The organism is Streptomyces buecherae (genome assembly GCF_014295035.1).
Lineage (GTDB): Bacteria > Actinomycetota > Actinomycetes > Streptomycetales > Streptomycetaceae > Streptomyces > Streptomyces youssoufiensis.
Map to the genome: position 1 here is coordinate 1,083,772 of NZ_CP060404.1, position 24,076 is coordinate 1,107,847.

A 24,076-nucleotide genomic window follows, 5' to 3' on the forward strand; every position below is an offset into this window, starting at 1 on the left:
TCGCTAGGCCGGTACGGGCAGGGCTGGGAGCGGGCCGGGCGGGGCGGCGGGCCCGCTCGGCCCGGGCGGGGACGGGGGTCTGGGCGGGCGCCCGGGGGCCGGCGGGTGGCCGGCCCCCGGGGCGCGTCCGTCCGCTACTTCGCGTCGCGGGCCGCGATGAGCTGCCCGGCGTGCTCCTGCAGGGAGCGCACCCCGACCTCGCCCCTGGCCAGCGCCTCGATGCCCTGGACAGCGGCGGCGAGGGCCTGGACCGTGGTGAGGCAGGGCACGGCGCGGGCGACGGCCGCAGTGCGGATCTCGTAGCCGTCCAGCCGGCCTCCGGTGCCGTACGGGGTGTTGACGATGAGGTCGATCTGCCCCTCGTGGATGAGCTGGACGATCGTCTTCTCGCCGTTCGGGCCCTCGCCCTCGCTCTGCTTGCGCACCACGGTGGCGTCGATGCCGTTGCGGCGCAGCACCTCGGCGGTGCCGGAGGTGGCCAGCAGCTCGAAGCCGTGCGCCACCAGTTCGCGCGCCGGGAAGATCATCGAGCGCTTGTCGCGGTTGGCGACCGAGACGAAGGCCCGGCCGCCCCTGGGCAGCGCCCCGTACGCCGCGGCCTGGGACTTCGCGTATGCCGTGCCGAAGACCGAGTCGATGCCCATGACCTCGCCGGTGGAGCGCATCTCCGGGCCCAGGATGGTGTCCACGCCGCGGCCCGAGGCGTCCCGGAAGCGGGTCCAGGGCAGCACGGCCTCCTTGACGGAGATCGGCGAGTCCAGCGGCAGCGTTCCGCCGTCGCCGGTGGCCGGCAGCAGGCCCTCGGCGCGCAGTTCGGCGATGGTGGCGCCGAGCGAGATGCGGGCGGCGGCCTTGGCCAGCGGCACGGCGGTGGCCTTGGAGGTGAAGGGGACGGTGCGCGAGGCGCGCGGGTTGGCCTCGAGGACGTAGAGGATGTCCCCGGCCATGGCGAACTGGATGTTGATCAGGCCGCGCACCCCGACGCCCTTGGCGATGGCCTCGGTGGAGGACCGCAGCCGCTTGATGTCGAAGCCGCCGAGGGTGATCGGGGGCAGCGCGCAGGCGGAGTCGCCGGAGTGGATGCCGGCCTCCTCGATGTGCTCCATGACGCCGCCGAGGTAAAGCTCGTGGCCGTCGTAGAGGGCGTCGACGTCGATCTCGATGGCGTCGTCGAGGAAGCGGTCGATGAGGACCGGGTGCTCGGAGATCAGGCCGGCGTGCCGGGTCAGGTACTCGGCCAGCGAGGGCTCGTCGTAGACGATCTCCATGCCGCGCCCGCCGAGCACGTACGAGGGGCGGACCATGACCGGGTAGCCGATCTCGGCGGCGATGCCCTTGGCCTGCTCGAAGGAGAAGGCGGTGCCGTGCTTGGGGGCGGGCAGCCCGGCCTCGGTGAGGACGCGCCCGAAGGCGCCGCGCTCCTCGGCGAGGTCGATGGCCTCGGGCGAGGTGCCGACGATGGGCACCCCGTTGTCCTTGAGGGCCTGGGCGAGGCCGAGCGGGGTCTGCCCGCCGAGCTGCACGATGACGCCCGCGAGCGGGCCCGCCTGCCGCTCGGCGTGCACGATCTCCAGGACGTCCTCCAGGGTGAGCGGCTCGAAGTAGAGCCGGTCGGAGGTGTCGTAGTCGGTGGAGACGGTCTCCGGGTTGCAGTTGACCATGACGGTCTCGTAGCCGGCGTCGCTGAGCGCGAAGGAGGCGTGCACACAGGAGTAGTCGAACTCGATGCCCTGGCCGATGCGGTTGGGCCCGGAGCCCAGGATGATCACCGCGGGCTTCTCGCGCGGCGCGACCTCGGACTCCTCGTCGTAGGCGGAGTAGAAGTACGGGGTGCGCGCGGCGAACTCGGCGGCGCAGGTGTCCACCGTCTTGTAGACGGGGCGGATGCCGAGCGCGTGCCGCACCTCGCGGACCACCTCGGGGCCGAGGTCGCGGATGGCGGCGATCTGTACGTCGGAGAAGCCGTGCCGCTTGGCCTCGCGCAGAATCTCGGGCGAGAGCTGGTCAGCGGCGGCGATCTCGTCGGCGATCTCCTTGATCAGGAAGAGTTGGTCGACGAACCAGGGGTCGATCCGGGTCGCGTCGAAGACCTCCTCCTGGGTGGCGCCGGCGCGGATGGCCGCCATCACCGTGTTGATCCGGCCGTCGGTGGGGACGGCCGCCCGCTCCAGGAGCGCGGCCTTGTCGCCGGGCTCGGAGACGAAGTCGAACTGCGAACCCTTCTTCTCCAACGAGCGCAGCGCCTTGTTGAGCGCCTCGGTGAAGTTGCGGCCGATGGCCATGGCCTCGCCGACCGACTTCATGGTGGTGGTCAGCGTGGCGTCGGCGGCCGGGAACTTCTCGAACGCGAACCGCGGGACCTTGACCACGACGTAGTCGAGCGTGGGCTCGAACGAGGCGGGGGTCTGCTCGGTGATGTCGTTGGGGATCTCGTCCAGCGTGTAGCCGACGGCGAGCCGGGCGGCGATCTTGGCGATCGGGAAGCCGGTGGCCTTGGAGGCGAGCGCGGAGGAACGGGAGACCCGGGGGTTCATCTCGATGACGATGACCCGGCCGTCCTCGGGGTTGACGGCGAACTGGATGTTGCAACCGCCGGTGTCCACGCCGACCTCGCGGATGACGGCGATGCCGATGTCGCGCAGGGTCTGGTACTCGCGGTCGGTGAGCGTCATGGCCGGCGCGACGGTGATCGAGTCGCCGGTGTGCACGCCCATGGGGTCGAAGTTCTCGATGGAGCACACGACCACGACGTTGTCGTTCCTGTCGCGCATCAGCTCCAGCTCGTACTCCTTCCAGCCGAGGATGGACTCCTCCAGGAGTACCTCGGTGGTCGGCGAGAGGGTCAGGCCCTGGCCGGCGATGCGGCGCAGTTCCTCCTCGTCGTGCGCGAAGCCGGAGCCGGCGCCTCCCATGGTGAAGGAGGGGCGGACCACGACCGGGTAGCCGCCGAGCTTCTCGACGCCGTCCAGGACGTCGTCCATCGAGTGGCAGATGACCGAGCGGGCGGACTCGCCGTGACCGATCTTGGCGTTGACGGCCGCGACGACGTCCTTGAACTGGTCGCGGTCCTCGCCCTTGTTGATGGCCTCGACGTTGGCGCCGATCAGCTCGACGCCGTACTGGGTCAGCACGCCCGAGTCGTGCAGCGAGATCGCGGTGTTCAGCGCGGTCTGGCCGCCGAGCGTGGGCAGCAGGGCGTCGGGGCGCTCCTTGGCGATGATCTTCTCGACGAACTCGGGGGTGATCGGCTCGACGTACGTGGCGTCGGCGATCTCCGGGTCGGTCATGATCGTGGCCGGGTTGGAGTTGACCAGGATGACGCGCAGGCCCTCGGCCTTGAGCACGCGGCACGCCTGGGTGCCCGAGTAGTCGAACTCGGCCGCCTGCCCGATAACGATCGGTCCCGAGCCGATGACCAGGACGGACTGGATATCGGTGCGCTTAGGCACGGGGGCCCTCCATCAGGGAAACAAAGCGGTCGAACAGGTAGGCCGCGTCGTGCGGGCCGGCGGCGGCCTCGGGGTGGTACTGGACGCTGAACGCGGGCACGTCGAGGCACTCCAGGCCCTCCACGACGTTGTCGTTCAGGCCCACGTGGGCGACCCGGGCCCGGCCGTAGGGCGTGTCCACGACCTCGTCCAGGGGCGCGTCCACGGCGAAGCCGTGGTTCTGCGCGGTGATCTCCACCTTCCCGGTGGTGCGGTCCTGCACCGGCTGGTTGATCCCGCGGTGGCCGTACTTGAGCTTGTACGTGCCGAAGCCGAGCGCCCGGCCGAGCACCTGGTTGCCGAAGCAGATGCCGAACAGCGGGGTGCGCCGGTCCAGGACGCCGCGCGCCAGTTCCATCGGGTGGTCGGCGGTGGCCGGGTCGCCGGGGCCGTTGGAGAAGAACACGCCGTCGGGCTCGATGGCGTAGATCTCCTCCAGGCTGGCGGTGGCCGGGAAGACGTGGACCTCTATGCCGCGCTCGGCCATCCGGCGCGGGGTCATCGTCTTGATGCCCAGGTCGATGGCGGCGACGGTGAAGCGCTTGGTGCCGACCGCGGGGACGACGTACGTCTGCTTGGTGGTCACCTCGCTCCACAGGTCGGCGCCCTTCATGCCGGGGGCCGTGCGCACCCGCTCGACGAGCGCGGACTCCTCCTCCAGGGCGGTGCCGGAGAAGATGCCGACGCGCATGGCGCCGCGCTCGCGCAGGTGGCGGGTGAGGGCGCGGGTGTCGACCCCGCTGATGCCGACGACGCCCTGCGCCGCCAGCTCCTCGTCCAGGGTGCGCCGGGCACGCCAGTTGGAGGGCTTGCGGGCGGGGTCGCGGACGACGTAGCCGGAGACCCAGATGCGGCCGGACTCCGGGTCCTCGTCGTTGACGCCGGTGTTGCCGACGTGCGGTGCGGTCATGACGACCACCTGTCGGTGGTACGAGGGGTCGGTCAGGGTCTCCTGGTATCCGGTCATGCCGGTGGAGAACACCGCCTCGCCGAAGGTCTCCCCCACCGCCCCGTAGGCGCGGCCACGGAAGGTGCGGCCGTCCTCCAGAACGAGCACGGCGGGGACCCTGGCCCCCTGGGTGGAGAGCGTCATCATGTGCCTTTCTCGGGGGTTGCGGGGGTCGCTCCCCGCGGTGTCGCAGCCTCGGGGGTTGCGGGGGTCGCTCCCCGCGGTGTCGCAGCCTCGGGGGTCGCGGGGGTCGCCCCCCGCGGTGTCGCAGCGCCGGCGGCCACGCGACCGTCCTCGTCACGCTGCGTGGCGGTCGCGTCGCTGGGGCCGCCGGTGAGGTCGTTGATCGCGGTGACCCAGGCCGCGTGTTCGGCGGCGTGGTCGGAGCGGAAGCCGGAGTCGATCGCGCTGTCGCCGAGCTGCCAGGTGATCACCAGCAGCCCGCCCTCGGTGAGGACCTTGCCGGCGATGCCCTTGTCGAGCCGGGCGCCGCGCAGCGCGCTGGTGGGCACGTGGAAGTCCCGGGCGCCGGGGCGCCGCACGGTCAGTCCGGCGTCCGTCAGCGTGACGTCGGCGCGGCTACGGACGCCGAGGCCGTGCGCGACGATGCGCTCCAGCCACTGCCCGGCCTTGGTCGAGCCGTGGTAGCGCCCGGCCATGGTGAGCCGGGGCTCGCCCGGGTCGGCGGGCACCTGCGCCAGCTCCGGCAGGTCCGACTGGAGCAGCCCGCGCCACTTCCAGCCCTCCCGCATCAGCCAGTACAGCAGCACGATGACCAGCAGCAGGCCCACGACCCAGCCGGTGCGCGCGGCCCAGTCGCCCGCGTTCTGGGTGTCGTCCGCCGCCAGAAATGTCACAGGTGTCACGTCAGCTTCCCGTCCACGACCGTTGCCCGGCCCCGCAGGAAGGTGTGTGTCACTCGGCCCGGCAGCTCGCGCCCCTCGTAGGGCGTGTTACGACTGCGGGAGGCGAAGCCCGCGGGGTTCACCACACCACGGTATGCCGCGTCGAGCAGGGTCAGGTTGGCGGGCTCGCCGGCGGCGACGGGCCGGCCGTGGCCGGCGAGGCGGCCGATGGCGGCGGGCCGGAAGGACATCCGGTCGGCGACGCCGGCCCAGTCCAGGAGGCCGGTGTCCACCATGGTGTGCTGGACGACCGAGAGCGCCGTCTCCAGGCCCACCATGCCCATGGCGGCGGCCGCCCACTCGCAGTCCTTGTCCTCGTGCGGGTGGGGCGCGTGGTCGGTGGCGACGCAGTCGATGGTCCCGTCGGCGAGCGCCTCGCGCAGCGCGAGCACGTCGGCCTCGGTGCGCAGCGGCGGGTTCACCTTGTAGACGGGGTTGTAGGAGCGTACGAGTTCGTCGGTGAGCAGCAGGTGGTGCGGGGTGACCTCGGCGGTGACGTTCCAGCCCTTGGACTTGGCCCAGCGCACGATCTCCACCGAGCCGGCCGTGGACAGGTGGCAGATGTGCACCCGGGAGTCCACGTGCGCGGCGAGCAGGACGTCGCGGGCGATGATCGACTCCTCGGCGACGGCGGGCCAGCCGCCGAGGCCGAGTTGGGCGGAGACGACGCCCTCGTTCATCTGGGCGCCCTCGGTGAGCCGGGGCTCCTGCGCGTGCTGGGCGATGACGCCGTCGAACGCCTTCACGTACTCCAGGGCCCGGCGCATGATCACCGCGTCGTCCACGCACTTGCCGTCGTCGGAGAAGACCACGACGCCGGCGGCCGACTCGTGCATGGCGCCGAGCTCGGCGAGCTGCGCGCCCTCGAGGCCGACGGTGACGGCGCCGACCGGCTGCACGTCGCAGTAGCCGGACTCGCGGCCGAGCCGCCACACCTGCTCGACGACGCCGGCGGTGTCGGCGACGGGGAAGGTGTTGGCCATCGCGTGCACGGCGGTGTAGCCGCCGACGGCCGCGGCCTGGGTGCCGGTCAGCACGGTCTCGGAGTCCTCGCGGCCCGGCTCGCGCAGGTGCGTGTGCAGGTCGACCAGGCCGGGCAGCAGGATCTGGCCCTCGGCCTCGATGACCGTGGCGCCCTCGGCCGACAGGCCCTGGCCCACGGCGGCGATGGTCTCGCCCTCGATGAGGACGTCGGCGCTGTCGCCGCCGATCAGTCGCGCGCCGCGCAGCAGGGTCTTGGTGGTCTCGCTCATGGCGTGCTGGTCTCCTCGGTGCGGGCGGGCTTGTCGGCGGGGGCGCTCGGGGCGAGGGCGGGCTCGTTGCCGCCGAGCAGCAGGTACAGGGCGGCCATCCGGATGCTCACGCCGTTGGTCACCTGCTCCACGGCGGTGCAGCGGGGCGAGTCGGCGACCTCGGCCGTGATCTCCATACCCCGGTTCATCGGCCCCGGGTGCATGACGATGGCGTGTTCCGGCATTCGGGCCATGCGGTCGCCGGTCAGGCCGTAGCGGCGGGCGTACTCACGCTCGGTGGGGAAGAACGCGGCGTTCATCCGCTCGCGCTGGACGCGCAGCATCATCACGGCGTCCGAGGTGGGCAGCACCGCGTCCAGGTCGTAGCTGACCTCGCAGGGCCAGCTCTCGACGCCGATGGGCACCAGCGTCGGCGGGGCGACCAGGGTGACCTCGGCGCCGAGCGTGGTGAGCAGGTGCACGTTGGAGCGGGCGACGCGGCCGTGCAGGACGTCACCGACGATGGTGACCTTGCGGCCCGCCAGGTCACGGCCGGTGCCGTCACCCGGGCCGCGGTGGTGGGTGGGCCCGCCGTCCGCGGCGCCGGCCAGGTGGCGACGCATGGTGAACGCGTCGAGCAGCGCCTGCGTGGGGTGCTCGTGGGTGCCGTCGCCGGCGTTGACGACCGAGCCCTTGATCCAGCCGGAGGTGGCCAGCCGGTGCGGGGCGCCGGAGGAGTGGTGCCGGATGACGACGGCGTCGGCGCCCATCGCCTCCAGGGTCAGCGCGGTGTCCTTGAGGGACTCGCCCTTGGAGACCGAGGAGCCCTTGGCGGAGAAGTTGATGACGTCCGCGGACAGCCGCTTGGCGGCGGCCTCGAAGGAGATGCGGGTGCGCGTCGAGTCTTCGAAGAACAGGTTGACGACGGTGCGCCCACGCAGTGTGGGCAGCTTCTTGATCGGCCGGTCCGCGACGCGGGCCATCTCCTCGGCGGTGTCGAGGATCAGGACGGCGTCGTCGCGCGTGAGGTCGGCGGCCGAGATGAGGTGACGCTTCATCTGTGGGCTCCGTGAGGTAAGGAGTGGTGGGGCGTGCGGGCATGCGGGCACGCGGCGGCACGGCCCGGGGGCCGATGCCGTACGGGGGGCTACTGCCCGGCGTCCGCGCGCTCCCCTTCGGCGCCGCCGCGGGGGCTTGTGGGGCGCACGCCAAGGAGCACGCTGTCCCGGCCGTCCAACTCGGTGAACTGCACCTTCACCGTCTCGCGGAGGGAGGTCGGGAGGTTCTTGCCGACGTAGTCGGCGCGGATGGGCAGCTCGCGGTGGCCTCGGTCGACCAACACGGCGAGCTGCACGGCGCGCGGGCGCCCGATGTCGTTGAGGGCGTCCAGGGCGGCGCGGATGGTGCGGCCCGAGAAGAGCACGTCGTCGACGAGGATGACCAGCCGGCCCTCGATGCCCGCCGTGGGGATCTCGGTACGGGCGAGCGTACGGGCGGGGCCGAGCCGCAGGTCGTCGCGGTACATGGTGATGTCGAGCGAACCGACCGGGATGGCGCGGGAGGTGATCTCCTCAAGCTTGGCGGCGAGCCGCTGGGCGAGGAAGACGCCGCGCGTCGGGATGCCCAGGAGGACGACGTCGTGGGCGCCCTTGGCGCGTTCCACGATCTCGTGGGCGATGCGGGTCACGACCCGGGCGATGTCCGGGGCCTCGAGCACGGGCCGGGCATCGATCTCCGAGCCAGAGCTATGGCCAGAGCTTGTGGTCGATGCGGGGCCAGGGGGCTGGCTGGGTGCGTCCATAACGGAACGGACCTCCTTCTCCGCCTCACGGGACGGACCTTAAAGGACGTCGGATTTACGTTATTGACGGTACCAGGACCGAAAAGGTGCGCAGTCGTGACCCCCACCCGAGCACGCGTACGCAACTTTCGGCTTGACGAAGCCAGATTACGCTGCGTAACCTCACAGTGAGTTACCAGTCTTCGTCCGGGGAGCTTTATGTCCAGCGAATACGCTAAACAGCTCGGAGCCAAGCTCCGCGCCATCCGCACCCAGCAGGGGCTCTCCCTCCACGGTGTCGAGGAGAAGTCCCAGGGCCGCTGGAAGGCCGTGGTGGTCGGTTCGTACGAGCGCGGCGACCGCGCCGTGACGGTGCAGCGCCTGGCCGAGCTGGCCGACTTCTACGGCGTTCCCGTGCAGGAACTCCTGCCGGGCACGACGCCGGGCGGTGCCGCCGAGCCGCCGCCGAAGCTGGTGCTCGACCTGGAGCGGCTGGCGCACGTCCCGGCCGAGAAGGCGGGTCCCCTGCAGCGGTACGCGGCCACGATCCAGAGCCAGCGCGGCGATTACAACGGCAAGGTCCTCTCGATCCGCCAGGACGACCTGCGCACCCTCGCGGTGATCTACGACCAGTCGCCCTCCGTGCTGACCGAGCAGCTCATCGGCTGGGGCGTGCTGGACGCGGACGCCCGTCGCGCCGTGCAGCACGAGGACCTGTGACCGACCGCCGGTGACCGGCTGCCGGTAGCGCCCGCGACACCTCGGGCGCGCCCTCGGGCCCCGGCTCGCACCTCATCGCCGTACGCACCCCCGCCCGCCGGGGTGGACACCCGCTGTCGCGGAGTGCCCGCCCTCGCGGCGCGGGGGTCTGTGGCGTGGAGCGACACGCAGCGTTGACCCGCGTCCGCTGGTCGGCCGTGGCCGGCCGCCGGCCGTCACTCGTTCGGGCGTACGCGGTCCGACCGCGTCAGGGCTCCGCACATGCCGCTGCCCCTGGCGACCCTCTCGGGTCGTGCCAGGGGCAGCGGCATGAGGCGTACTGGTCAGCCTTCGCGGCGCAGGCTGGGCTTGAGCTCCTTGAGCCGCCCCAGCAGGCCGTTGACGAACGCCGGGGAGTCGTCCGTGGAGAACTCCTTGGCGAGCTGCACCGCCTCATCGATCACCACCGCGTCCGGCGTCTCGTCCTCCCAGATCAGCTCGTAGGCGCCGAGCCGCAGGATGTTCCGGTCGACGACCGGCATCCGGTCCAGGGACCAACCGACCGCGTAGGTGGCGATCAACTCGTCGATGCGGTCCGCGTGGTCGGCGTACCCCTCGGTGAGCTGCATCGTGTACTCGTTGACCGGCGGCTGCCGGTCGTCGGACCGCGAGTGCCTGATCCAGTCCGCGAGCACGGTCGGCACGGCGGTGCCGCGCTGATCGGCCTCGAAGAGGATCTGGAAGGCACGCTTGCGGGCCTTGTTGCGGGCAGCCACGGTTAGCTGTTCACCCGACCGAGGTACTCACCGGAGCGGGTGTCGACCTTGATCTTCTCACCGGTGGTGATGAAGAGCGGGACCTGGATCTCGTAACCGGTCTCCAGGCGGGCGGGCTTGGAGCCACCGGTGGAGCGGTCACCCTGGACACCGGGCTCGGTGTACTCGATGACCAGCTCGACGGAGGCCGGCAGCTCGATGTAGAGGACGGCGCCCTCGTACATGGCGACGACGACCTCGTTGCCCTCGAGCAGGTAGTTGGCCGCGTCGCCGACGGTCTCCGGCGTCACGTTGATCTGGTCGAACGTCTCCGTGTCCATGAACACGAAGTCGTTGCCGTCCTTGTACGAGAACTGCATGCCGCGCTTGTCGACATTCGCCGTCTCGACCTTCACGCCGGCGTTGAAGGTCTTGTCGACGACCTTGCCGGACAGCACATGCTTCAGCTTGGTGCGGACGAAGGCGGGGCCCTTACCGGGCTTGACGTGCTGGAACTCGACGACGGACCAGAGCTGGCCCCCGTCGAGCTTGAGCACCAGGCCGTTCTTGAGGTCGTTCGTGGATGCCACGGTTGCGGAATCTCCTGGACTGAAGCTGGTGGAACCAGGGGTGCGCGCTAGAGCGCGAGCAGCTCCTTGGTCGTGATGGTGAGTAGCTCGGGGCCGCCGTCTGCCTCGGGGCGAACGACGAGTGTGTCATCGATCCGGACGCCGCCCCGCCCCGGGAGGTGGACCCCCGGTTCGACGGTGACCGGCACACGAGCGTCCAGTTTACCCATGGCTTCCGGCGCCAGCCGAGGGTCCTCGTCGTTTTCCAGGCCCACCCCGTGCCCGACCCGGGCCCCCAGCGTCGCATCGCAGCCCGCGGCGGCCAGCACCTGCCGGCTCGCACGATCCACCTCGCGGTAGGCAGTGCCCGGCGCCAGCGCCTCCCGACCGGCCCGCTGGGCGGCGAAGACCACATCGTACAGTTCGATCTGCCAGTCAGCCGGCGAGGTTCCGATGACGAAGGTCCGGCCCACCTCGCAGCGGTAGCCGCGGTAGCCGGCGCCCAGGCAGACGGTGAGGAAGTCGCCCTCCTCGACGCGGCGGTCGGTGGGCAGGTGCCCGAGGCGGCCCGAGTGCGGGCCGGTGCCGACGGAGGTGGCGAACGTCGGGCCGTCCGCGCCGTGGTCCACCAGGCGGCGCTCCAGCTCCAGCGCGAGGTGCCGCTCGGTGCGGCCCACCAGGATCGATTCGAGGAGTTCGCCCAGCGCCTGGTCGGCGATCTCGGCGGCGATGCGCAGGGCGGCGATCTCGTCGTCGTCCTTGACGATCCGCTGCTGCTCGACGGCGCAGCCGAGGTCGGCGAGGTCGAGCCGGGGCGCGGCCGAACGCAGGGCGCGGTGCCGGTCCACGGTGAGGTGGTGCTCCTCGACGGCCAGCCGCGCGGCGCCCGCGGCGGCGGCGAGGTCGGCCGCGGCGACGGCCGGGTCGCCGTGCGGCTCGGTCAGCTCCCGCACCGGAAGGTCATCCTCGGGCCGGGCTGGCGCGGGCTCGGCCGCCCGGGCGGCGGGACGCAGCAACACGTCCTCGGTCGGCCCGAGCAGCAGTACGGCCCCGGGCCGCGTCTCGCCGCACAGATAGCGGACGTTGGCGGGCCGGGACACGAGCGCTGCCGCGTTCCCCACGGCCGCGCAACGCTCGCGCAGGCGGGTACGTCGCGTCGCGAAGACCTCGGACATGCTTCGAGCCTAGGCGCGCCGCGCCCACTCGGCCGGTCGGGCGCGTCCGAGTGGGGACGACTGGCGCCCGGCGTGGGTCCGGACGCGGAGCCGGGGCGCGGGGTCAGGCGACGCGCCAGGGCCCCGGACGGCGGCCCGGGACGCCTCGGGAAGGGGGAGTTCGCCACGGCCGGCCCCGGGCCCGACCAGCGGAAAGGTTCCGACGGCCGGGCCCTGGTGGCTACCAGGTGGGCGGGCTCGCGATGCTGCGCGCGACGGCCTCGTCCAGCATCTGGGCGGTCTGTGCCACGTCGTACTGCGAGTTGTCGATGATCGGCAGCCCCGACCCGTACCAGCCGGCCATCCTGCCGTGGATGCGGGCGACCTCCTCGTCGCTGAGCCTGCGGTTGCCCGAGCGCGCCGCGTTGCGCTCCAGGACGACCTCGAGGCCCGGCAGGAGCACCACGGGCAGCAGCCCGGGGCCGACGTGCCGCTTCCAGCCGCCGAGGCCCACGACCGGGCGGTCGGGGAAGACGGCGTCGTCCAGGATGCAGGAGATGCCGTTGGCCAGGAAGTTGCGGGCCGCGAAGCCGCAGGTGCGGCGGGCGAGCCGGTACTGCGCCTCGGAGTTCTCGTTCCAACCGGACTGCGGGTTGGCGAAGCCGGACCTGACCCACTCGCGCACGTCGTCGAGGCTGATGTGCGCGGTGGGCACCCGCCGGCTGTCCGCCCACAGCCGGGCCACGGTGGTCTTGCCCGCGCCGGCCGGCCCGATGAGCAGCACGGCCACCGCGGTGCGGGACGCGTCGATCACGGGCTGGTCCCGCGACGCGTCGGGCAGCGGTACGGGAGCGCCCGGGGGCAGCGTCACCGGCCCGGTGGTGCCGTCGGTCGCGGGCGGCGGCCCGGAGGGGGCCGACATCGGCGGCGCCGGGTGCGGCGGGGGCGCCGGCGCGGGGAGCGGCGGGCTCCCGGGCCAGCCGGGCGTGGGGGCGGGGCCCGGCGTCGGATGGGGGCCGCCGGCCACGGGCGGCGACCCGGGTGGCGCGGGGTGGCCCGAGTGCTGGGCGGCGCCCGCCGCACCCTGCCCCTGGCCGTGGGACGGGGGCAGCGGAACTCCCACTGCGTGCTGCATCCGGTGGCTCTCCGTCTCGTACGGGCGGCTGACGTGTGTAGACCCGGCCGCGCGCGTGCGCCGGCCGAGTGCGCTACCGAACGGTACTCTCCCACTTCCGGGTGAACGGCGCCTCACCCGGCCCGTCGTTGGCCGGTGCGCACTCCCCCACCGGCGCCGACCGCCGGCCCCGGGCCGCGCCGGGCCCGACCGGCCGGGCGCGCCGCGCCCCCGGGCCGAACGCGCGGCGCCCGGGCCTGGCACCGGGCCTCAACTCGCCGGACGGATACGGGAGTTGAGGTGACCGTCACGCGACGGGGCGTGTGGCGGCGGCGCCTGCTGGGCCCGGGGCGTCGCGCGGGTCGCGTCAGGCGGAGAGCTGGTCCGCCAGGGCCCGCAGGGCGAGCCGATATGACCCGATTCCGAACCCGGCGATCGTGCCGCTGGCGACGGCGGCGATGACAGAGTTGTGACGGAACTCCTCGCGCGCGTGCGGGTTGGAGATGTGCACCTCGATCAGCGGCGCCGTGCGCTGCGCCGCCGCGTCCCGCATCCCGTACGAGTAGTGCGTGAACGCGCCCGGGTTGATCACCACCGGAAGGGCGCCGTCCGCGGCCTCGTGCAGCCAACGGATCAGCTCGCCCTCGTCGTTGGTCTCGCGCACCTCGACGTCGAACCCCAGCTTCTCGCCGAGCGCCGTGCACTGCTCGACCAGACCGGCGTAGGACGTCGCCCCGTACACGTCGGGCTCGCGGCTGCCGAGGCGGCCCAGGTTGGGCCCGTTGAGCACCAACACCCGGCGCCGGTCCGTCACTTGGCCACCTCCCCGTAGGCGGCGAGCAGCACCGCCGGGTCCGGGCCCTCCAGGACGGTGGGCTTGCCGAGCCCGTCCAGGACGATGAAGCGCAGCAGATCGCCCCGGGACTTCTTGTCCACCCGCATCGTCTCCAGGAGCCGAGGCCACTGGTCGGCCCGGTAGCTGAGCGGCAGCCCGACGGAGTCCAGGATGGCGCGGTGCCGGTCGGCCGTGGCGTCGTCAAGGCGCCCGGCCAGCCGGCCGAGTTCGGCCGCGAAGACCATGCCGACCGAGACGGCCGCGCCGTGCCGCCAGTTGTAGCGCTCGTTCTTCTCGATGGCGTGCGCCAGCGTGTGCCCGTAGTTGAGGATCTCGCGCAGGCCCGACTCCTTGAGGTCCGACGAGACGACGTCGGCCTTGACCTTGATCGAGCGCTCCAGGAGTTCCGCGGTGTGCGGGCCCTGCGGGCTGCGGGCGCCGGCCGGGTCGGCCTCGATCAGCTCCAGGATCACCGGGTCCGCGATGAACCCGGCCTTGATCACCTCGGCGAGGCCGCTGACGTAGTCGTTCACCGGCAGCGAGTCGAGCGCCGCCAGGTCACACAGCACCCCGGACGGCGGGTGGAAGGCCCCGACCAGGTTCTTGCCCTCGGCGGTGTTGATGCCGGTCTTGCCGCCGACCGCCGCGTCCACCATGCCGAGCACCGTGGTCGGCACCGCGATCCAGCGCACCCCGCGCAGCCAGGTGGCCGCCACGAAGCCCGCCAGGTCCGTGGTGGCGCCACCGCCGACGCCGATGATCACGTCCGAGCGTGTGAACCCGGTCTGGCCCAGCGCCTTCCAGCAGTACGCGGCGACCTCGGCGGTCTTGGACTCCTCCGCGTTCGGCAACTGGATGGCGATGGCCTCGAAGCCCTGCTCCGCGAGGTCGGCGCGCAGCGCCTCGCCGGTGGCGGACAGCGCCTCGGGGTGCAGCACCGCCACGCGCTTGACCCCGGAACCGATGAGGGCGGGCAGCTCGCCGAGGAGTTGGCGGCCGATGAGCACCTCGTACGACGCGGTTCCCGCGCTGCCCGCGACCTGGACGCGGGTCGGCTGCGCGGGGTCGGCGGGCGCTGCGGTCTTGGACGGGTCAGTCATGCGTTCCTCACTGCGGGATGCGGCGTCTGCGGGATGCGGGTCACACGATCACTTCTCAAGCTCCAGCGCCCCCGCCACCTCGCCGGCCACGTCCTCGGGAGTGCGGTCGTCGGTGCTCACGACGGCGCGGGCCACCTGCGTGTACAACGGGCGGCGCGCCTCCATCAGCTCCCGCCAGCGCTGTCGCGGGTTGACGGCCAGCAGCGGGCGCGGCGCGTCCAGGCCCACCCGGCGCACGGCCGCGGCGAGCCGCACGTCGAGGAAGACCACGGGCAGGCCGGTCAGCAGCGCCCGGGTGTCCTCGTCCATCACCGCGCCGCCGCCGAGCGAGAGCACACCCTGGTGCTCGGCGACCGCGGCGCGCACCGCGGCCCGCTCAAGGGCGCGGAAGTGCGGCTCGCCGTGCTCGAAGAAGATCTCCGGGATGGGCTGGCCGGCGGTCCGCTCGATGTCGGCGTCGGTGTCGCGGTAGGTGGTGCCCAGGCGCTCGGCGAGCAGCGCGCCCACGGTCGTCTTGCCCGCGCCGGGCGGGCCCACCAGGATCACGACGGGCCCGCGGCGCTCGCCGGCGCCGGGCGCGGCGTGCTGCTCCGCGCCGGTCACCGGATCTGCAGGTGGTCGAGGAAGCCACGGACGTTGCGGCGGGTCTCGGGGACGCTGTCGCCGCCGAACTTCTCCGCCACCGCGTCGGCGAGCACCAGCGCCACCATCGCCTCGGCGACGATCCCGGCGGCCGGCACGGCGCACACGTCCGAGCGCTGGTGGTGGGCCTTGGTCGGCTCTCCGGTGGTCACGTCGACGGTGGCCAGCGCCCGGGGCACGGTCGCGATGGGCTTCATCGCGGCCCGCACGCGCAGCAGCTCGCCGGTGGTCAGCCCGCCCTCGGTGCCGCCGGAGCGGCCGGTCGCCCGCTTGATCCCGTCCTCGGTCGGCAGGATCTCGTCGTGCGCCTGCGAGCCGGGGACCCGGGCCAGGTCGAACCCGTCGCCCAGCTCGACGCCCTTGATGGCCTGGATGCCCATGAGCGCCGCCGCGAGCCGCGCGTCGAGCCGCCGGTCCCAGTGCACGTGCGAGCCGAGCCCGACCGGCACGCCGTACGCCAGCACCTCGACCACGCCGCCGAGGGTGTCGCCGTCCTTGTGCGCCTGGTCGATCTCGGCCACCATCGCCTCGCTGGCCTCGGGGTCCAGGCAGCGCACCGGGTCGGCGTCGAGACGCTCGACGTCGCCGGGGGTCGGGTAGACGCCGTACGGGGCCTTCGCCGCGGCCAGTTCCACCACGTGCGAGACGATCTCGATGCCGGCCGTCTCCTTGAGGTAGGAGCGGGCGACGGCGCCGAGGGCGACGCGGGCCGCGGTCTCCCGCGCGGAGGCGCGCTCCAGGATGGGCCGGGCCTCGTCGAAGCCGTACTTCTGCATGCCGGCCAGGTCGGCGTGGCCGGGCCGGGGGCGGGTCAGCGGCTCGTTCCTCGCCAGCCCCGCCAGCACCTGTGGGTCGACCGGGTCGGCGGCCATCACCTGTTCCCACTTGGGCCACTCGGTGTTGCCCACCATGATCGCCACGGGGCCGCCCATGGTCAGGCCGTGCCGTACGCCGCCGATGAACGTGACCTCGTCGCGCTCGAACTTCATCCGGGCACCGCGGCCATAGCCGAGCCGCCGCCGCGCGAGGGCGTCCGCCACCATGTCGGTGGTGATCGGTACCCCGGCGGGCAGCCCCTCCAGGGTCGCCACCAGTGCGGGGCCGTGCGACTCCCCCGCCGTCAGCCAACGCAACCTGCTCAACGGTGCTCCTTAAAACCTCGCGCCCGTGCGACTTCTCAGCTCCGATCCTCCCATGAGCTGCGACGGAGCCCGTTCGCCCGTCCACGCTACGGACGACGGCCCGCGCCGGTCCCGGGGCGGCGCGATGTTCGGGCAGCGTCCGCACGGCGCACCGGCGCCCGACCGCGCGCGCCCCCGGTGGCCACCGGCCGGGCGCGCGCGGAACGCCGCCGCGCGGGCCCGAGCCGCTACGGCGCCGTGGCTCGCTGCCGCGCCGCGAGCGCGGCCTCGCCCGCCTCCCGCATGGCGGCCAGCGGTGCCGCGCCGCCGGTCATCCGCTCCACCTGCAACACCGCCTGGTGCACGAGCAGGTCGAGCCCGCCGACGACGGCGCCGCCGCGCGCCGACCAGGCTGCGGCGAGCGCGGTCGGCCAGGGGTCGTAGAGCACGTCGAAGAGCGCGCCGGGCCGCTCGGGCACGGCGGCGGCCAGCGCGTCGGTGCTGCCGGCCGGCGTGGTGGCGAACACCAGCGGGGCGCTCATCGCCTCGGCGGCGTCCGCCCAGTCCGCGATGCGCACGCGCACCCCGAGCCGCTCGCCCCACTGCCGCATCTCGGTGGCCCGGGCCGCCCCGCGCACGTACGCGGTGACCTCGCCGACCTGGATGCGGGCGAGGGCGGCCAGCGCTGAGGACGCCGTAGCCCCGGCGCCCAACACCGCGGCGCGCTCCACCCGTTCCACGCCGCGCTCGCGCATGGCCGCGATCATGCCGGGGATGTCGGTGTTCTCGCCGACCCGCCGACCCTCCTCGGTGAACAGCACGGTGTTCACCGCCTCCACCGAGGCCGCGGTCTCGCTGATCTCGTCGAGCAGCGGGATGATCGCACGCTTGAGCGGCATCGTCAGCGAGAGCCCGGCCCAGGTGCGGTCCAGCCCCTGGAGGAAGGCCGGCAGCCCGGCCTCGTCCACCTCGTACCGGTCGTAGCGCCAGCCGGTCAGACCCAGCTTGGCGTACGCGGCCCGGTGCAACACCGGCGAGAGCGAGTGCGCGATGGGCGATCCTAGGACCGCCGCCCTGCGGTCGTCCGGCATCTGTCTGTCCCCGCCCCCTGTGTCAGTTACCGCCGCCGCGCGTCTTGTTGAACTCGTCGACCAGCTTCTTGTGCTCGGCGTAGGTCTTGGTGAACTTCGTCGTCTTGAGGTCGACGGAGACGAAGTAGTACCACCCGCCCCGCTCGGGCTTCAGGGTGGCCTTCAGCGCGTCCTCCCCCGGGTTCCCGATGGGTCCGGGCGGCAGCCCCTCGTCGTGGTACGTGTTGTAGGGGTTGTCGTACTTGCGCAGTTCCTCGATCGTCAAGTCGATCTTGCTCTGGTTCTTGATGTAGTTGTACGTCGAGTCGAACTCCAGCAGCCCGTTGGTCTGCACGTTGTCGGGCTTGAGGCGGTTGTAGACGACGTCGGCCATCTTGCGGAAGTCGTCGTGCGTCATGCCCTCGGCGTTGACGAGGCTGGCCACGGTGACGATGTCGAGCGGCGACGACAGGCCCAGGCTCCGCGCCTTGGCCTCGTCGATGCCGAGCTTCTCGTACTCCTTGTTGGCCTGCTCGACCATCTTGCGCAGTACGGCGGCGGGCTTGGCGTCCTTGCCGACGCTGTAGCGGGAGGGATAGAGGAACCCCTCCAGCGGGTCCTTGATGTCGGGGTTCTTGTTCGCCCAGGCGGGGAGCCCGAGGTTGCGGTACTCCTTCCGGGCCACCTCCAGGGTGGTGCCCTCAGCGGCGCCGATCTTCTTGTCGATCGCGGCGTAGACGGCGCGGTTGCGCATGCCCTCGCTGATGATCAGGGAGTTGAGCGCCGCGGGGTCGGTCATCATCGTGACGGCCGCGTCCCCCGACATCCGCTTGTTGAGCGTGTACGTCCCCGCCTGGATGCGATCGCCCTTGGGGCTCTCGTTGGCGGCGTCCACGAACGCCCGGCTGCTCTTGACGACGCCTTCGCGTTTGAGAATCTCGCCCATGGCGGCGACGCCGGTGCCCTCGGGGATCTCGATCTGCACCTGCTCGTCGGTGCCCTCGCCCGCGAAGTCCGGCGCGGCGCCGAAGTGGCTCTGCCAGAACTGGTAGCCGAAGTACCCCACGCCACCCACGACGCCGCCGAGCACCACCGTGACCACCAGACACGCCATGCCGCTACGGCGCTTGGTCTTCTTGTTCCGCCGCTCCCGGGACTGCCGACGCTCCTCGCGCGGGTCGCTGACATCGTCGTCATACGCGTCGTCGAACCCGCCCTCGTGCTCGGCGCCCCGGCCGTCGCCGCGCCCCGGCCCGCGTCCGTCGCGCCCGCCTCGGCCGGCGCCGTCGGCGTCGTCGAAGAAGGAGTTCTTCTCTTCCGCGAAGAAGGGGTGGTCGGGCTGGCCCGGATCGGGCTCGTTCTCCGCCCGCCAGTCGTCTACCGGCTCCTCCGCCGGAGGGCCCGCCGGAGACCGTCCGCGCGTCCGCTGCCGGGGCTCCTGCCCCGCCTGTCCCTGGTACGCCGGCTGCTGCTGGGGGTGCTGGCCGTGCGGGGGCGCCTGCTGCTCGGGCGCCGGATAGCCGTCCGGCGTCCCGTGGTAGTCGGCCTGCCCGCCGCCGTAGGGGTGACCGTGCTGACCGGAGGGGTAGCCGTCGACCGGCTGGCCGTGCTGGTCCGGCGCGTAGGGCTCGCCGGGCTGCGCGTGCTGACCCGTCCCGTACGGATCGCCCGACTGGGCGTGCTGACCCGTCCCGTACGGGTCACCGGACTGGGCGTGCTGACCCGTCGGGTAGGCGTCACCGGGCTGGGCGTGCTGGCCCGTCCCGTAGGGGTCGACGGACTGGTTCGGCTGTTGGCCGTGCTGCTGGCCCGGCTGTTGGCCCTGCTGCTGGCCGTGCGTGTACGGGTCGCCCGGGCCGCCGCCGTACGGGGCGCCCGAGCCCGGCGCGCCGTCCCAGCCGTACTGCTGCTGCGCGAAAGGTTCCTGCTGCTGCGCATACTGCTGGGCCTGGTCACCGTAGGGGCTCTGACCGCCCGCGGCCTGCTGCCCGTGCCACCCCGGGTCCCCGTACAAGGGGTCCTCGGGGTCCCACGGTTGGGAGCCGGAGCTCCGGCCATACTCAGTCATCAATCCCCTAGTGCCGCGCTGCGGCAGCCGGTACGCGCGTGGGGCGCGGGGTTCGCTCCGCCGGGCTATCACGACGCCCGGGATTCGAACGGCTGCCATGCCGCGCGGAACGTTACCGTATCGCGATCAGATGACCACTTCGACGGCCTCTCCCGGCGGGCGGCCCGAGGCGCGCTCCGTCTCCAGCGCGTTCTGGAGGATGATGACGGCGGCGGCCTGGTCGACGACCGACCGCCCCTTCTTGCTCCTGACCCCCGCGGCGCGCAGCCCCTGGGTCGCGGTGACCGTGCTCATGCGCTCGTCGACCAGTCGTACCGGCACCGGCGCAACGGCCCGGGCCAGCTCGTCGGCGAAGCCGCGCACCTTGGTCGCGGCCGGACCCTCCGTACCGCGCAGGGACCGTGGCAGTCCGACGATGACCTCGATCGGCTCGTACTCCTCGACGATCGCCACCAGCCTGCGCCGCGCGGCCGGCACGTCCCGGCCCGGCACCGTCTCCACCGGTGTCGCGAGGACCCCGTCGGGGTCGCACGAGGCCACCCCGATCCGGGCGTCTCCGACATCGACGGCGATCCGTCGCCCGCGTCGCATGGGCCGTTCCTCGCTCACGCCGCCTCGTCCCCGCTCCCGCTCGACCTACCGCTCACGCCGGAGCCGTTGTTCCACCATCGGGGCGACGTACTTCCGTCACCCCGTCCGTTCCCGCGCCCAGTCGAGTGCACATCGCACCGGTCCGGGCGGTCATCGGCCGGCCGGGTGACGTCCACCCGGCCGGCCGACCACTCCTCCCACCACGCGGCGGCCCGCCCGCGCGTCACGCGCGGCGCGGCCACCCGCCGCGCCCACTCAGCCGCGCGGCCCGCCGGCTCGGCCGGTCCGCACGCCTGGTCGGCTGGTGCTCACGCCCGCTGGGCCGCTCCTCACGCCTGCTCGGCGACGAGGCGCTGCACGGCGGCGACCGCGTCGTCGATGGCGGCCGGGTTCTGGCCGCCGCCCTGCGCGACGTCCGGCTTGCCGCCGCCGCCTCCGCCGAGCGTCTTGGCGGCGGTGCGCACCAGCTCGCCGGCCTTGAGGCCGCGCTCGCGGGCCGCCTCGTTGGTGGCGATCACGGTGAGCGGGCGCTCGCCGGCGACGGCGAACAGCGCGACGACGGCTGGGCGACCGCCCTGGATGCGCCCGCGCACGTCGAGCACCAGCTTGCGCAGGTCGTCAGCGCCGGTGCCGTCGGGCACCCGGCCGGTCACCAGCGCGACGCCCCGCACGTCCTGGGCGCCCTCGGCGAGGCCGGCGGCGGCCTGCAGCACCTTCTCCGCGCGGAACCGCTCGATCTCCTTCTCGGCCTCCTTGAGCTTGGCCAGCATTCCGGAGATCTTCTCCGGCAGCTCCTCGGGACGCCCCTTGACCAGGTCCGTGAGCTGCGAGACCACCGTGTGCTCGCGAGCGAGGAAGTTGTACGCGTCGACGCCCACCAGGGCCTCCACGCGGCGCACCCCCGAGCCGATCGAGGACTCGCCGAGCAGCTTCACCAGGCCGAGCTGGGCCGTGTTGTGCACGTGCGTGCCACCACACAGCTCCTTGGAGAAGTCGCCGATGGTCACCACGCGCACCCGGTCGCCGTACTTCTCGCCGAACTCGGCGATGGCGCCCTGCTTCTTCGCCTCGTCCATGCTCATCACCTCGGCGGTGACGTCGAGTTCGCGGGAGAGCACGTCGTTGATCTTCTGCTCGACGTCCGTGAGTACCGTGCCGGGGACGGCGGCGGGCGAGCCGAAGTCGAACCGGAAGCGGCCGGGCGAGTTCTCCGAGCCGGCCTGGGCGGCCGTCGGGCCGAGCGCGTCGCGCAGCGCCTGGTGGGTGAGGTGGGTGGCGCTGTGCGCGCGGGCGATGGCCCGCCGGCGGGTGACGTCGATCTGGGCGTACGCCCCGGCGCCGACGACGACCTCGCCGACCTGCACCACGCCCTTGTGCACGCTCACGCCGGGCACCGGCTGCTGCACGTCGCGCACCTCGACCACGGCGCCGGTGTCCAGCCTGATCCGGCCCGTGTCGGCGAGCTGACCGCCGCCCTCGGCGTAGAACGGCGTGCGGTCGAGGACGACCTCGACCTCGTCGCCCTCGTGCGCGGCGGGCGACGAGACGCCGTCGACGAGCAGCCCGACGACGGAGGACTCGCCCGCCGTCTCCGCGTACCCGGTGAAGACCGTGGTGCCGGAGGTGTCGGCGACCGCGCGGTAGGCCGAGAGGTCGGCGTGGCCCTGCTTCTTGGACTTGGCGTCCGCCTTGGCCCGCTCCCGCTGCTCCTTCATCAGGCGGCGGAAGCCCTCCTGGTCGACGGTCAGCCCCTGCTCGGCGGCCATCTCCAGGGTCAGGTCGATGGGGAAGCCCCACGTGTCGTGCAGCAGGAACGCCTTGTCGCCGGCGAGCGTGGTGGAGCCGGCGGCCTTGGTCTCGCTGACGGCCGTGTCCAGGATGTTGGTGCCGGACTTCAGCGTCTTCAGGAACGCGCTCTCCTCGGCCAGGGCGACCGTCTCGATGCGCTTGCGGTCCTCGAGCAGCTCCGGGTACTGCTGGCCCATCGTCGTGAGCACGACGTCCACGAGCTGCCCGACCACCGGCCCGGTGGCGCCCAGCAGGCGCATGTTGCGGATGGCGCGGCGCATGATGCGGCGCAGCACGTACCCGCGGCCCTCGTTGCCCGGGGTGACGCCGTCGCCGATGAGCATCACCGAGGTGCGGATGTGGTCGCCGACCACGCGCAGGGCGACGTCGGTGTCCGTGCTGGTGCCGTAGGCGACCCCGGTCAGCTCGGTGGCCTGGTCCATGACGACCCGGAGGGTGTCCGTCTCGTACATGTTGCGCACGCCCTGCAGGATCATCGCGAGGCGTTCGAGGCCGAGGCCGGTGTCGATGTTCTTGCTGGGCAGCTCGCCGAGGATCGGGAAGTCCTCCTTGCCGGAGCCCGGTCCGCGCTCGTACTGCATGAAGACCAGGTTCCAGATCTCCACGTACCGCTCGTCGTTGACGGCCGGGCCGCCCTCGGGGCCGAACTCGGGGCCGCGGTCGTAGTTGATCTCGGAGCAGGGGCCGCACGGTCCGGGCACGCCCATGGACCAGTAGTTGGGGCCCATGCCCAGGCGCTGGATGCGCTCGGCCGGCACGCCGATGACCTCACGCCAGATGCGCTCGGCCTCGTCGTCCTGCTCGTAGACCGTGATCCACAGCTTCTCCGGGTCCAGGCCGTAGCCCCCGTCCGCCTGCGAGCTGGTCAGCAGCTCCCAGGCGAGCTTGATGGCGCCTTCCTTGAAGTAGTCACCGAAGGAGAAGTTGCCGCACATCTGGAAGAACGTGCCGTGCCGCGTGGTCTTGCCGACCTCTTCGATGTCGGGCGTGCGCACGCACTTCTGCACGCTGGTGGCCCGGTCGAAGGGGGGCTTGACCTCACCGAGGAAGTACGGCTTGAAGGGCACCATGCCCGCGGGGACCAGCAACAGCGTCGGGTCGTCCGCGATCAGCGACGCCGACGGCACGACGGTGTGCCCCCGCTCCTCGAAGAAGCGTAGCCAGCGGCGGCGGATTTCGGCCGACTCCATCAGTAGTCCTCTTTCCGATCGTTCCGGTCGGTCTTCCGGTCGTTTTCCCGGTCGTTCCAGTCGTCGCCCCGGCGGGTGTCCGGATCGCCTTGGGCGGTCAGGCCCGCGGGGCGGTAGGTCTTCGACTCCAGCACCTGCGCGTGCCGTACGGGCAGTTCCCGGGCGTCGGGCCCCCCGTTGAGTCCCAGCGCGTCGTTCAACGCCGCCTCACGGTCCGACATTCCGACCCGTACGTCCAGGGCGAACTGCTTCAGTCGGTGTCCGGTCTCCACCGCCTTGTCCGCGGCCTGCGCGGCCAGACTCTCGGGGGTCAGCTGGCGCAACTTGCGGTTGACCTTCGTGGTGGCCCACACGCCGGCTGCGGCGCCGGTGGTGAACCAGAATGCGCGGCGGAACATCGCGATCAGTCCTTCTTGCTCCGGTCATTGCTCCGGCTGGTGCTCCGGCTGCGGCGGCCACCGCGCCGTGCGGACGGCACGGTCTTGCCGACGACGACGGTCGTACGCTCCGGAGCCTCGCCCTTGCGGCCGATGGCCCGACGTACCCCGTACCCGAACGCGGCCACCTTCACCAACGGTCCGCCGAAGGCCGACGAGACGGTGGAGGAGAGCGCGGACGCGTTGGAGGTGACCTCCTGGACGTCGGCCGCGATCGAGTCGACGCGCGCGAGCTGCGTGTTGGCGTTGCGCACCGTGGCCGACGCCTCGCTCAGCAGCGGCACGGCCTGGTCGGTCACGTCCGCCACCAGCTTGGTGGTCGCCCTGAGCGCCTGCGCGAGCCTCACCAGCGCGAGGGCGAGGAACGACACCAGGATCGCCCAGAAGACGGCCACGAGGATCCCGGCCACTTCACCACCGGACACGTCGCACCGCTCCCTGCTGATCGTTGACTCGTCATGGGCTGTGCTCGTTCAGCACGTCCCGCCGCCGCTTGCGGGCGGTCAGACATCGCGGGCGCGGGCGGCAGACACCGAGCCTATCGCGCCGCGGCTCGTCGGCCGTACCG

At 72.5% G+C, this 24,076-nt stretch carries 20 protein-coding genes and 1 pseudogene; 1 reads left to right on the forward strand and 20 read right to left on the reverse strand.

The genetic code is table 11. The annotated features are described in order from the left end of the window. Positions 1–134: 134 nt before the first annotated feature. The 6 genes and pseudogenes from carB to pyrR all read right to left on the reverse strand — a co-directional run bounded on the left by carB (position 135) and on the right by pyrR (position 8,375). Entirely contained in the window at positions 135–3,449 is a 3,315-nt protein-coding gene (gene carB / locus H7H31_RS03940) for a carbamoyl-phosphate synthase large subunit (protein ID WP_187061927.1), read from the reverse strand. Next, positions 3,442–4,581: a glutamine-hydrolyzing carbamoyl-phosphate synthase small subunit gene (carA, locus tag H7H31_RS03945; protein ID WP_187061928.1), complete on the reverse strand. Its 1,140-nt coding sequence runs from the start codon at positions 4,579–4,581 to the stop codon at positions 3,442–3,444. Before carA ends, carB begins: the two co-directional genes overlap by 8 nt. A 191-nt stretch (positions 4,582–4,772) precedes the next feature. Further along, positions 4,773–5,303, reverse strand: a pseudogene (locus tag H7H31_RS03950) (PH-like domain-containing protein); the annotation flags it as partial. Beyond that, positions 5,300–6,595: a dihydroorotase gene (locus H7H31_RS03955; protein WP_176165016.1), complete on the reverse strand. Its 1,296-nt coding sequence runs from the start codon at positions 6,593–6,595 to the stop codon at positions 5,300–5,302. The pseudogene H7H31_RS03950 and the gene H7H31_RS03955, both read right to left, overlap by 4 nt. Next, positions 6,592–7,632: an aspartate carbamoyltransferase catalytic subunit gene (locus tag H7H31_RS03960; RefSeq protein ID WP_176165015.1), complete on the reverse strand. Its 1,041-nt coding sequence runs from the start codon at positions 7,630–7,632 to the stop codon at positions 6,592–6,594. The genes H7H31_RS03955 and H7H31_RS03960 overlap by 4 nt, the downstream gene beginning before the upstream one ends. Positions 7,633–7,721: 89 nt before the next feature. Beyond that, a complete protein-coding gene (gene pyrR, locus H7H31_RS03965; RefSeq protein ID WP_222625108.1) occupies positions 7,722–8,375 on the reverse strand; it encodes a bifunctional pyr operon transcriptional regulator/uracil phosphoribosyltransferase PyrR in 654 nt (217 codons plus the stop codon). Positions 8,376–8,573: 198 nt separating this feature from the next. On the opposite strand from pyrR, the gene bldD reads away from it, so the two are divergent. Next, on the forward strand, positions 8,574–9,074 hold the full coding sequence (gene bldD / locus H7H31_RS03970; protein WP_176165013.1) for a transcriptional regulator BldD: 501 nt from the start codon (positions 8,574–8,576) through the stop codon (positions 9,072–9,074). 323 nt (positions 9,075–9,397) lie between these two features. Here bldD and nusB read toward each other — a convergent pair whose 3' ends face one another. The 14 genes from nusB to H7H31_RS04035 form a co-directional block, all read right to left on the reverse strand. Further along, a complete protein-coding gene (gene nusB / locus H7H31_RS03975) occupies positions 9,398–9,829 on the reverse strand; it encodes a transcription antitermination factor NusB (protein ID WP_176165012.1) in 432 nt (143 codons plus the stop codon). Positions 9,830–9,831: 2 nt separating this feature from the next. Continuing rightward, entirely contained in the window at positions 9,832–10,398 is a 567-nt protein-coding gene (gene efp, locus H7H31_RS03980; protein WP_176165011.1) for an elongation factor P, read from the reverse strand. Between the two features lie 47 nt (positions 10,399–10,445). After that, complete coding sequence (locus tag H7H31_RS03985) at positions 10,446–11,552, reverse strand: M24 family metallopeptidase (protein WP_176165010.1); 1,107 nt, start codon at positions 11,550–11,552, stop codon at positions 10,446–10,448. A 220-nt stretch (positions 11,553–11,772) separates the two neighbouring features. Next, a complete protein-coding gene (locus H7H31_RS03990; protein ID WP_187117778.1) occupies positions 11,773–12,666 on the reverse strand; it encodes an AAA family ATPase in 894 nt (297 codons plus the stop codon). A 346-nt stretch (positions 12,667–13,012) separates the two neighbouring features. Then, positions 13,013–13,459: a type II 3-dehydroquinate dehydratase gene (gene aroQ, locus H7H31_RS03995; protein WP_187064060.1), complete on the reverse strand. Its 447-nt coding sequence runs from the start codon at positions 13,457–13,459 to the stop codon at positions 13,013–13,015. After that, a complete protein-coding gene (gene aroB, locus H7H31_RS04000; protein WP_187086188.1) occupies positions 13,456–14,580 on the reverse strand; it encodes a 3-dehydroquinate synthase in 1,125 nt (374 codons plus the stop codon). Before aroB ends, aroQ begins: the two co-directional genes overlap by 4 nt. A gap of 48 nt (positions 14,581–14,628) precedes the next feature. Then, positions 14,629–15,183, reverse strand: coding sequence for a shikimate kinase (locus tag H7H31_RS33655; RefSeq protein ID WP_217202178.1), 555 nt, complete (start codon positions 15,181–15,183; stop codon positions 14,629–14,631). Beyond that, a complete protein-coding gene (gene aroC, locus H7H31_RS04005; RefSeq protein WP_176165005.1) occupies positions 15,180–16,364 on the reverse strand; it encodes a chorismate synthase in 1,185 nt (394 codons plus the stop codon). The genes H7H31_RS33655 and aroC overlap by 4 nt, the downstream gene beginning before the upstream one ends. Before the next feature lie 227 nt (positions 16,365–16,591). Then, positions 16,592–17,434 (reverse strand): shikimate dehydrogenase, encoded by an 843-nt coding sequence (locus H7H31_RS04010; protein WP_187064061.1) that lies wholly within the window; start codon positions 17,432–17,434, stop codon positions 16,592–16,594. Positions 17,435–17,456: 22 nt separating this feature from the next. Further along, entirely contained in the window at positions 17,457–19,481 is a 2,025-nt protein-coding gene (mltG, locus tag H7H31_RS04015) for an endolytic transglycosylase MltG (RefSeq protein ID WP_187064062.1), read from the reverse strand. Positions 19,482–19,607: 126 nt separating this feature from the next. Further along, complete coding sequence (gene ruvX / locus H7H31_RS04020) at positions 19,608–20,072, reverse strand: Holliday junction resolvase RuvX (protein ID WP_176165002.1); 465 nt, start codon at positions 20,070–20,072, stop codon at positions 19,608–19,610. A gap of 329 nt (positions 20,073–20,401) precedes the next feature. Beyond that, a complete protein-coding gene (gene alaS, locus H7H31_RS04025) occupies positions 20,402–23,071 on the reverse strand; it encodes an alanine--tRNA ligase (RefSeq protein WP_187064063.1) in 2,670 nt (889 codons plus the stop codon). After that, positions 23,071–23,469, reverse strand: coding sequence for a hypothetical protein (locus tag H7H31_RS33660; RefSeq protein ID WP_232109672.1), 399 nt, complete (start codon positions 23,467–23,469; stop codon positions 23,071–23,073). Before H7H31_RS33660 ends, alaS begins: the two co-directional genes overlap by 1 nt. Positions 23,470–23,474: 5 nt before the next feature. Continuing rightward, positions 23,475–23,933 (reverse strand): DUF948 domain-containing protein, encoded by a 459-nt coding sequence (locus tag H7H31_RS04035; RefSeq protein ID WP_232109673.1) that lies wholly within the window; start codon positions 23,931–23,933, stop codon positions 23,475–23,477. Positions 23,934–24,076: the final 143 nt, after the last annotated feature.

What these genes read in the sequence shown, in the direction of transcription:
- H7H31_RS03960 (WP_176165015.1), bottom strand. Translation starts at nt 7,632, where the DNA reads ATGAAGCGTCACCTCATCTCGGCCGCCGACCTCACGCGCGACGACGCC.
- aroB (WP_187086188.1), bottom strand. Translation starts at nt 14,580, where the DNA reads ATGACTGACCCGTCCAAGACCGCAGCGCCCGCCGACCCCGCGCAGCCG.
- H7H31_RS33660 (WP_232109672.1), bottom strand. Translation starts at nt 23,469, where the DNA reads ATGTTCCGCCGCGCATTCTGGTTCACCACCGGCGCCGCAGCCGGCGTG.
- bldD (WP_176165013.1), top strand. Translation starts at nt 8,574, where the DNA reads ATGTCCAGCGAATACGCTAAACAGCTCGGAGCCAAGCTCCGCGCCATC.
- carA (WP_187061928.1), bottom strand. Translation starts at nt 4,581, where the DNA reads ATGACGCTCTCCACCCAGGGGGCCAGGGTCCCCGCCGTGCTCGTTCTG.
- H7H31_RS03990 (WP_187117778.1), bottom strand. Translation starts at nt 12,666, where the DNA reads ATGCAGCACGCAGTGGGAGTTCCGCTGCCCCCGTCCCACGGCCAGGGG.
- mltG (WP_187064062.1), bottom strand. Translation starts at nt 19,481, where the DNA reads ATGACTGAGTATGGCCGGAGCTCCGGCTCCCAACCGTGGGACCCCGAG.
- alaS (WP_187064063.1), bottom strand. Translation starts at nt 23,071, where the DNA reads ATGGAGTCGGCCGAAATCCGCCGCCGCTGGCTACGCTTCTTCGAGGAG.
- H7H31_RS03985 (WP_176165010.1), bottom strand. Translation starts at nt 11,552, where the DNA reads ATGTCCGAGGTCTTCGCGACGCGACGTACCCGCCTGCGCGAGCGTTGC.
- pyrR (WP_222625108.1), bottom strand. Translation starts at nt 8,375, where the DNA reads ATGGACGCACCCAGCCAGCCCCCTGGCCCCGCATCGACCACAAGCTCT.
- H7H31_RS03955 (WP_176165016.1), bottom strand. Translation starts at nt 6,595, where the DNA reads ATGAGCGAGACCACCAAGACCCTGCTGCGCGGCGCGCGACTGATCGGC.
- ruvX (WP_176165002.1), bottom strand. Translation starts at nt 20,072, where the DNA reads ATGCGACGCGGGCGACGGATCGCCGTCGATGTCGGAGACGCCCGGATC.
- H7H31_RS04010 (WP_187064061.1), bottom strand. Translation starts at nt 17,434, where the DNA reads ATGCCGGACGACCGCAGGGCGGCGGTCCTAGGATCGCCCATCGCGCAC.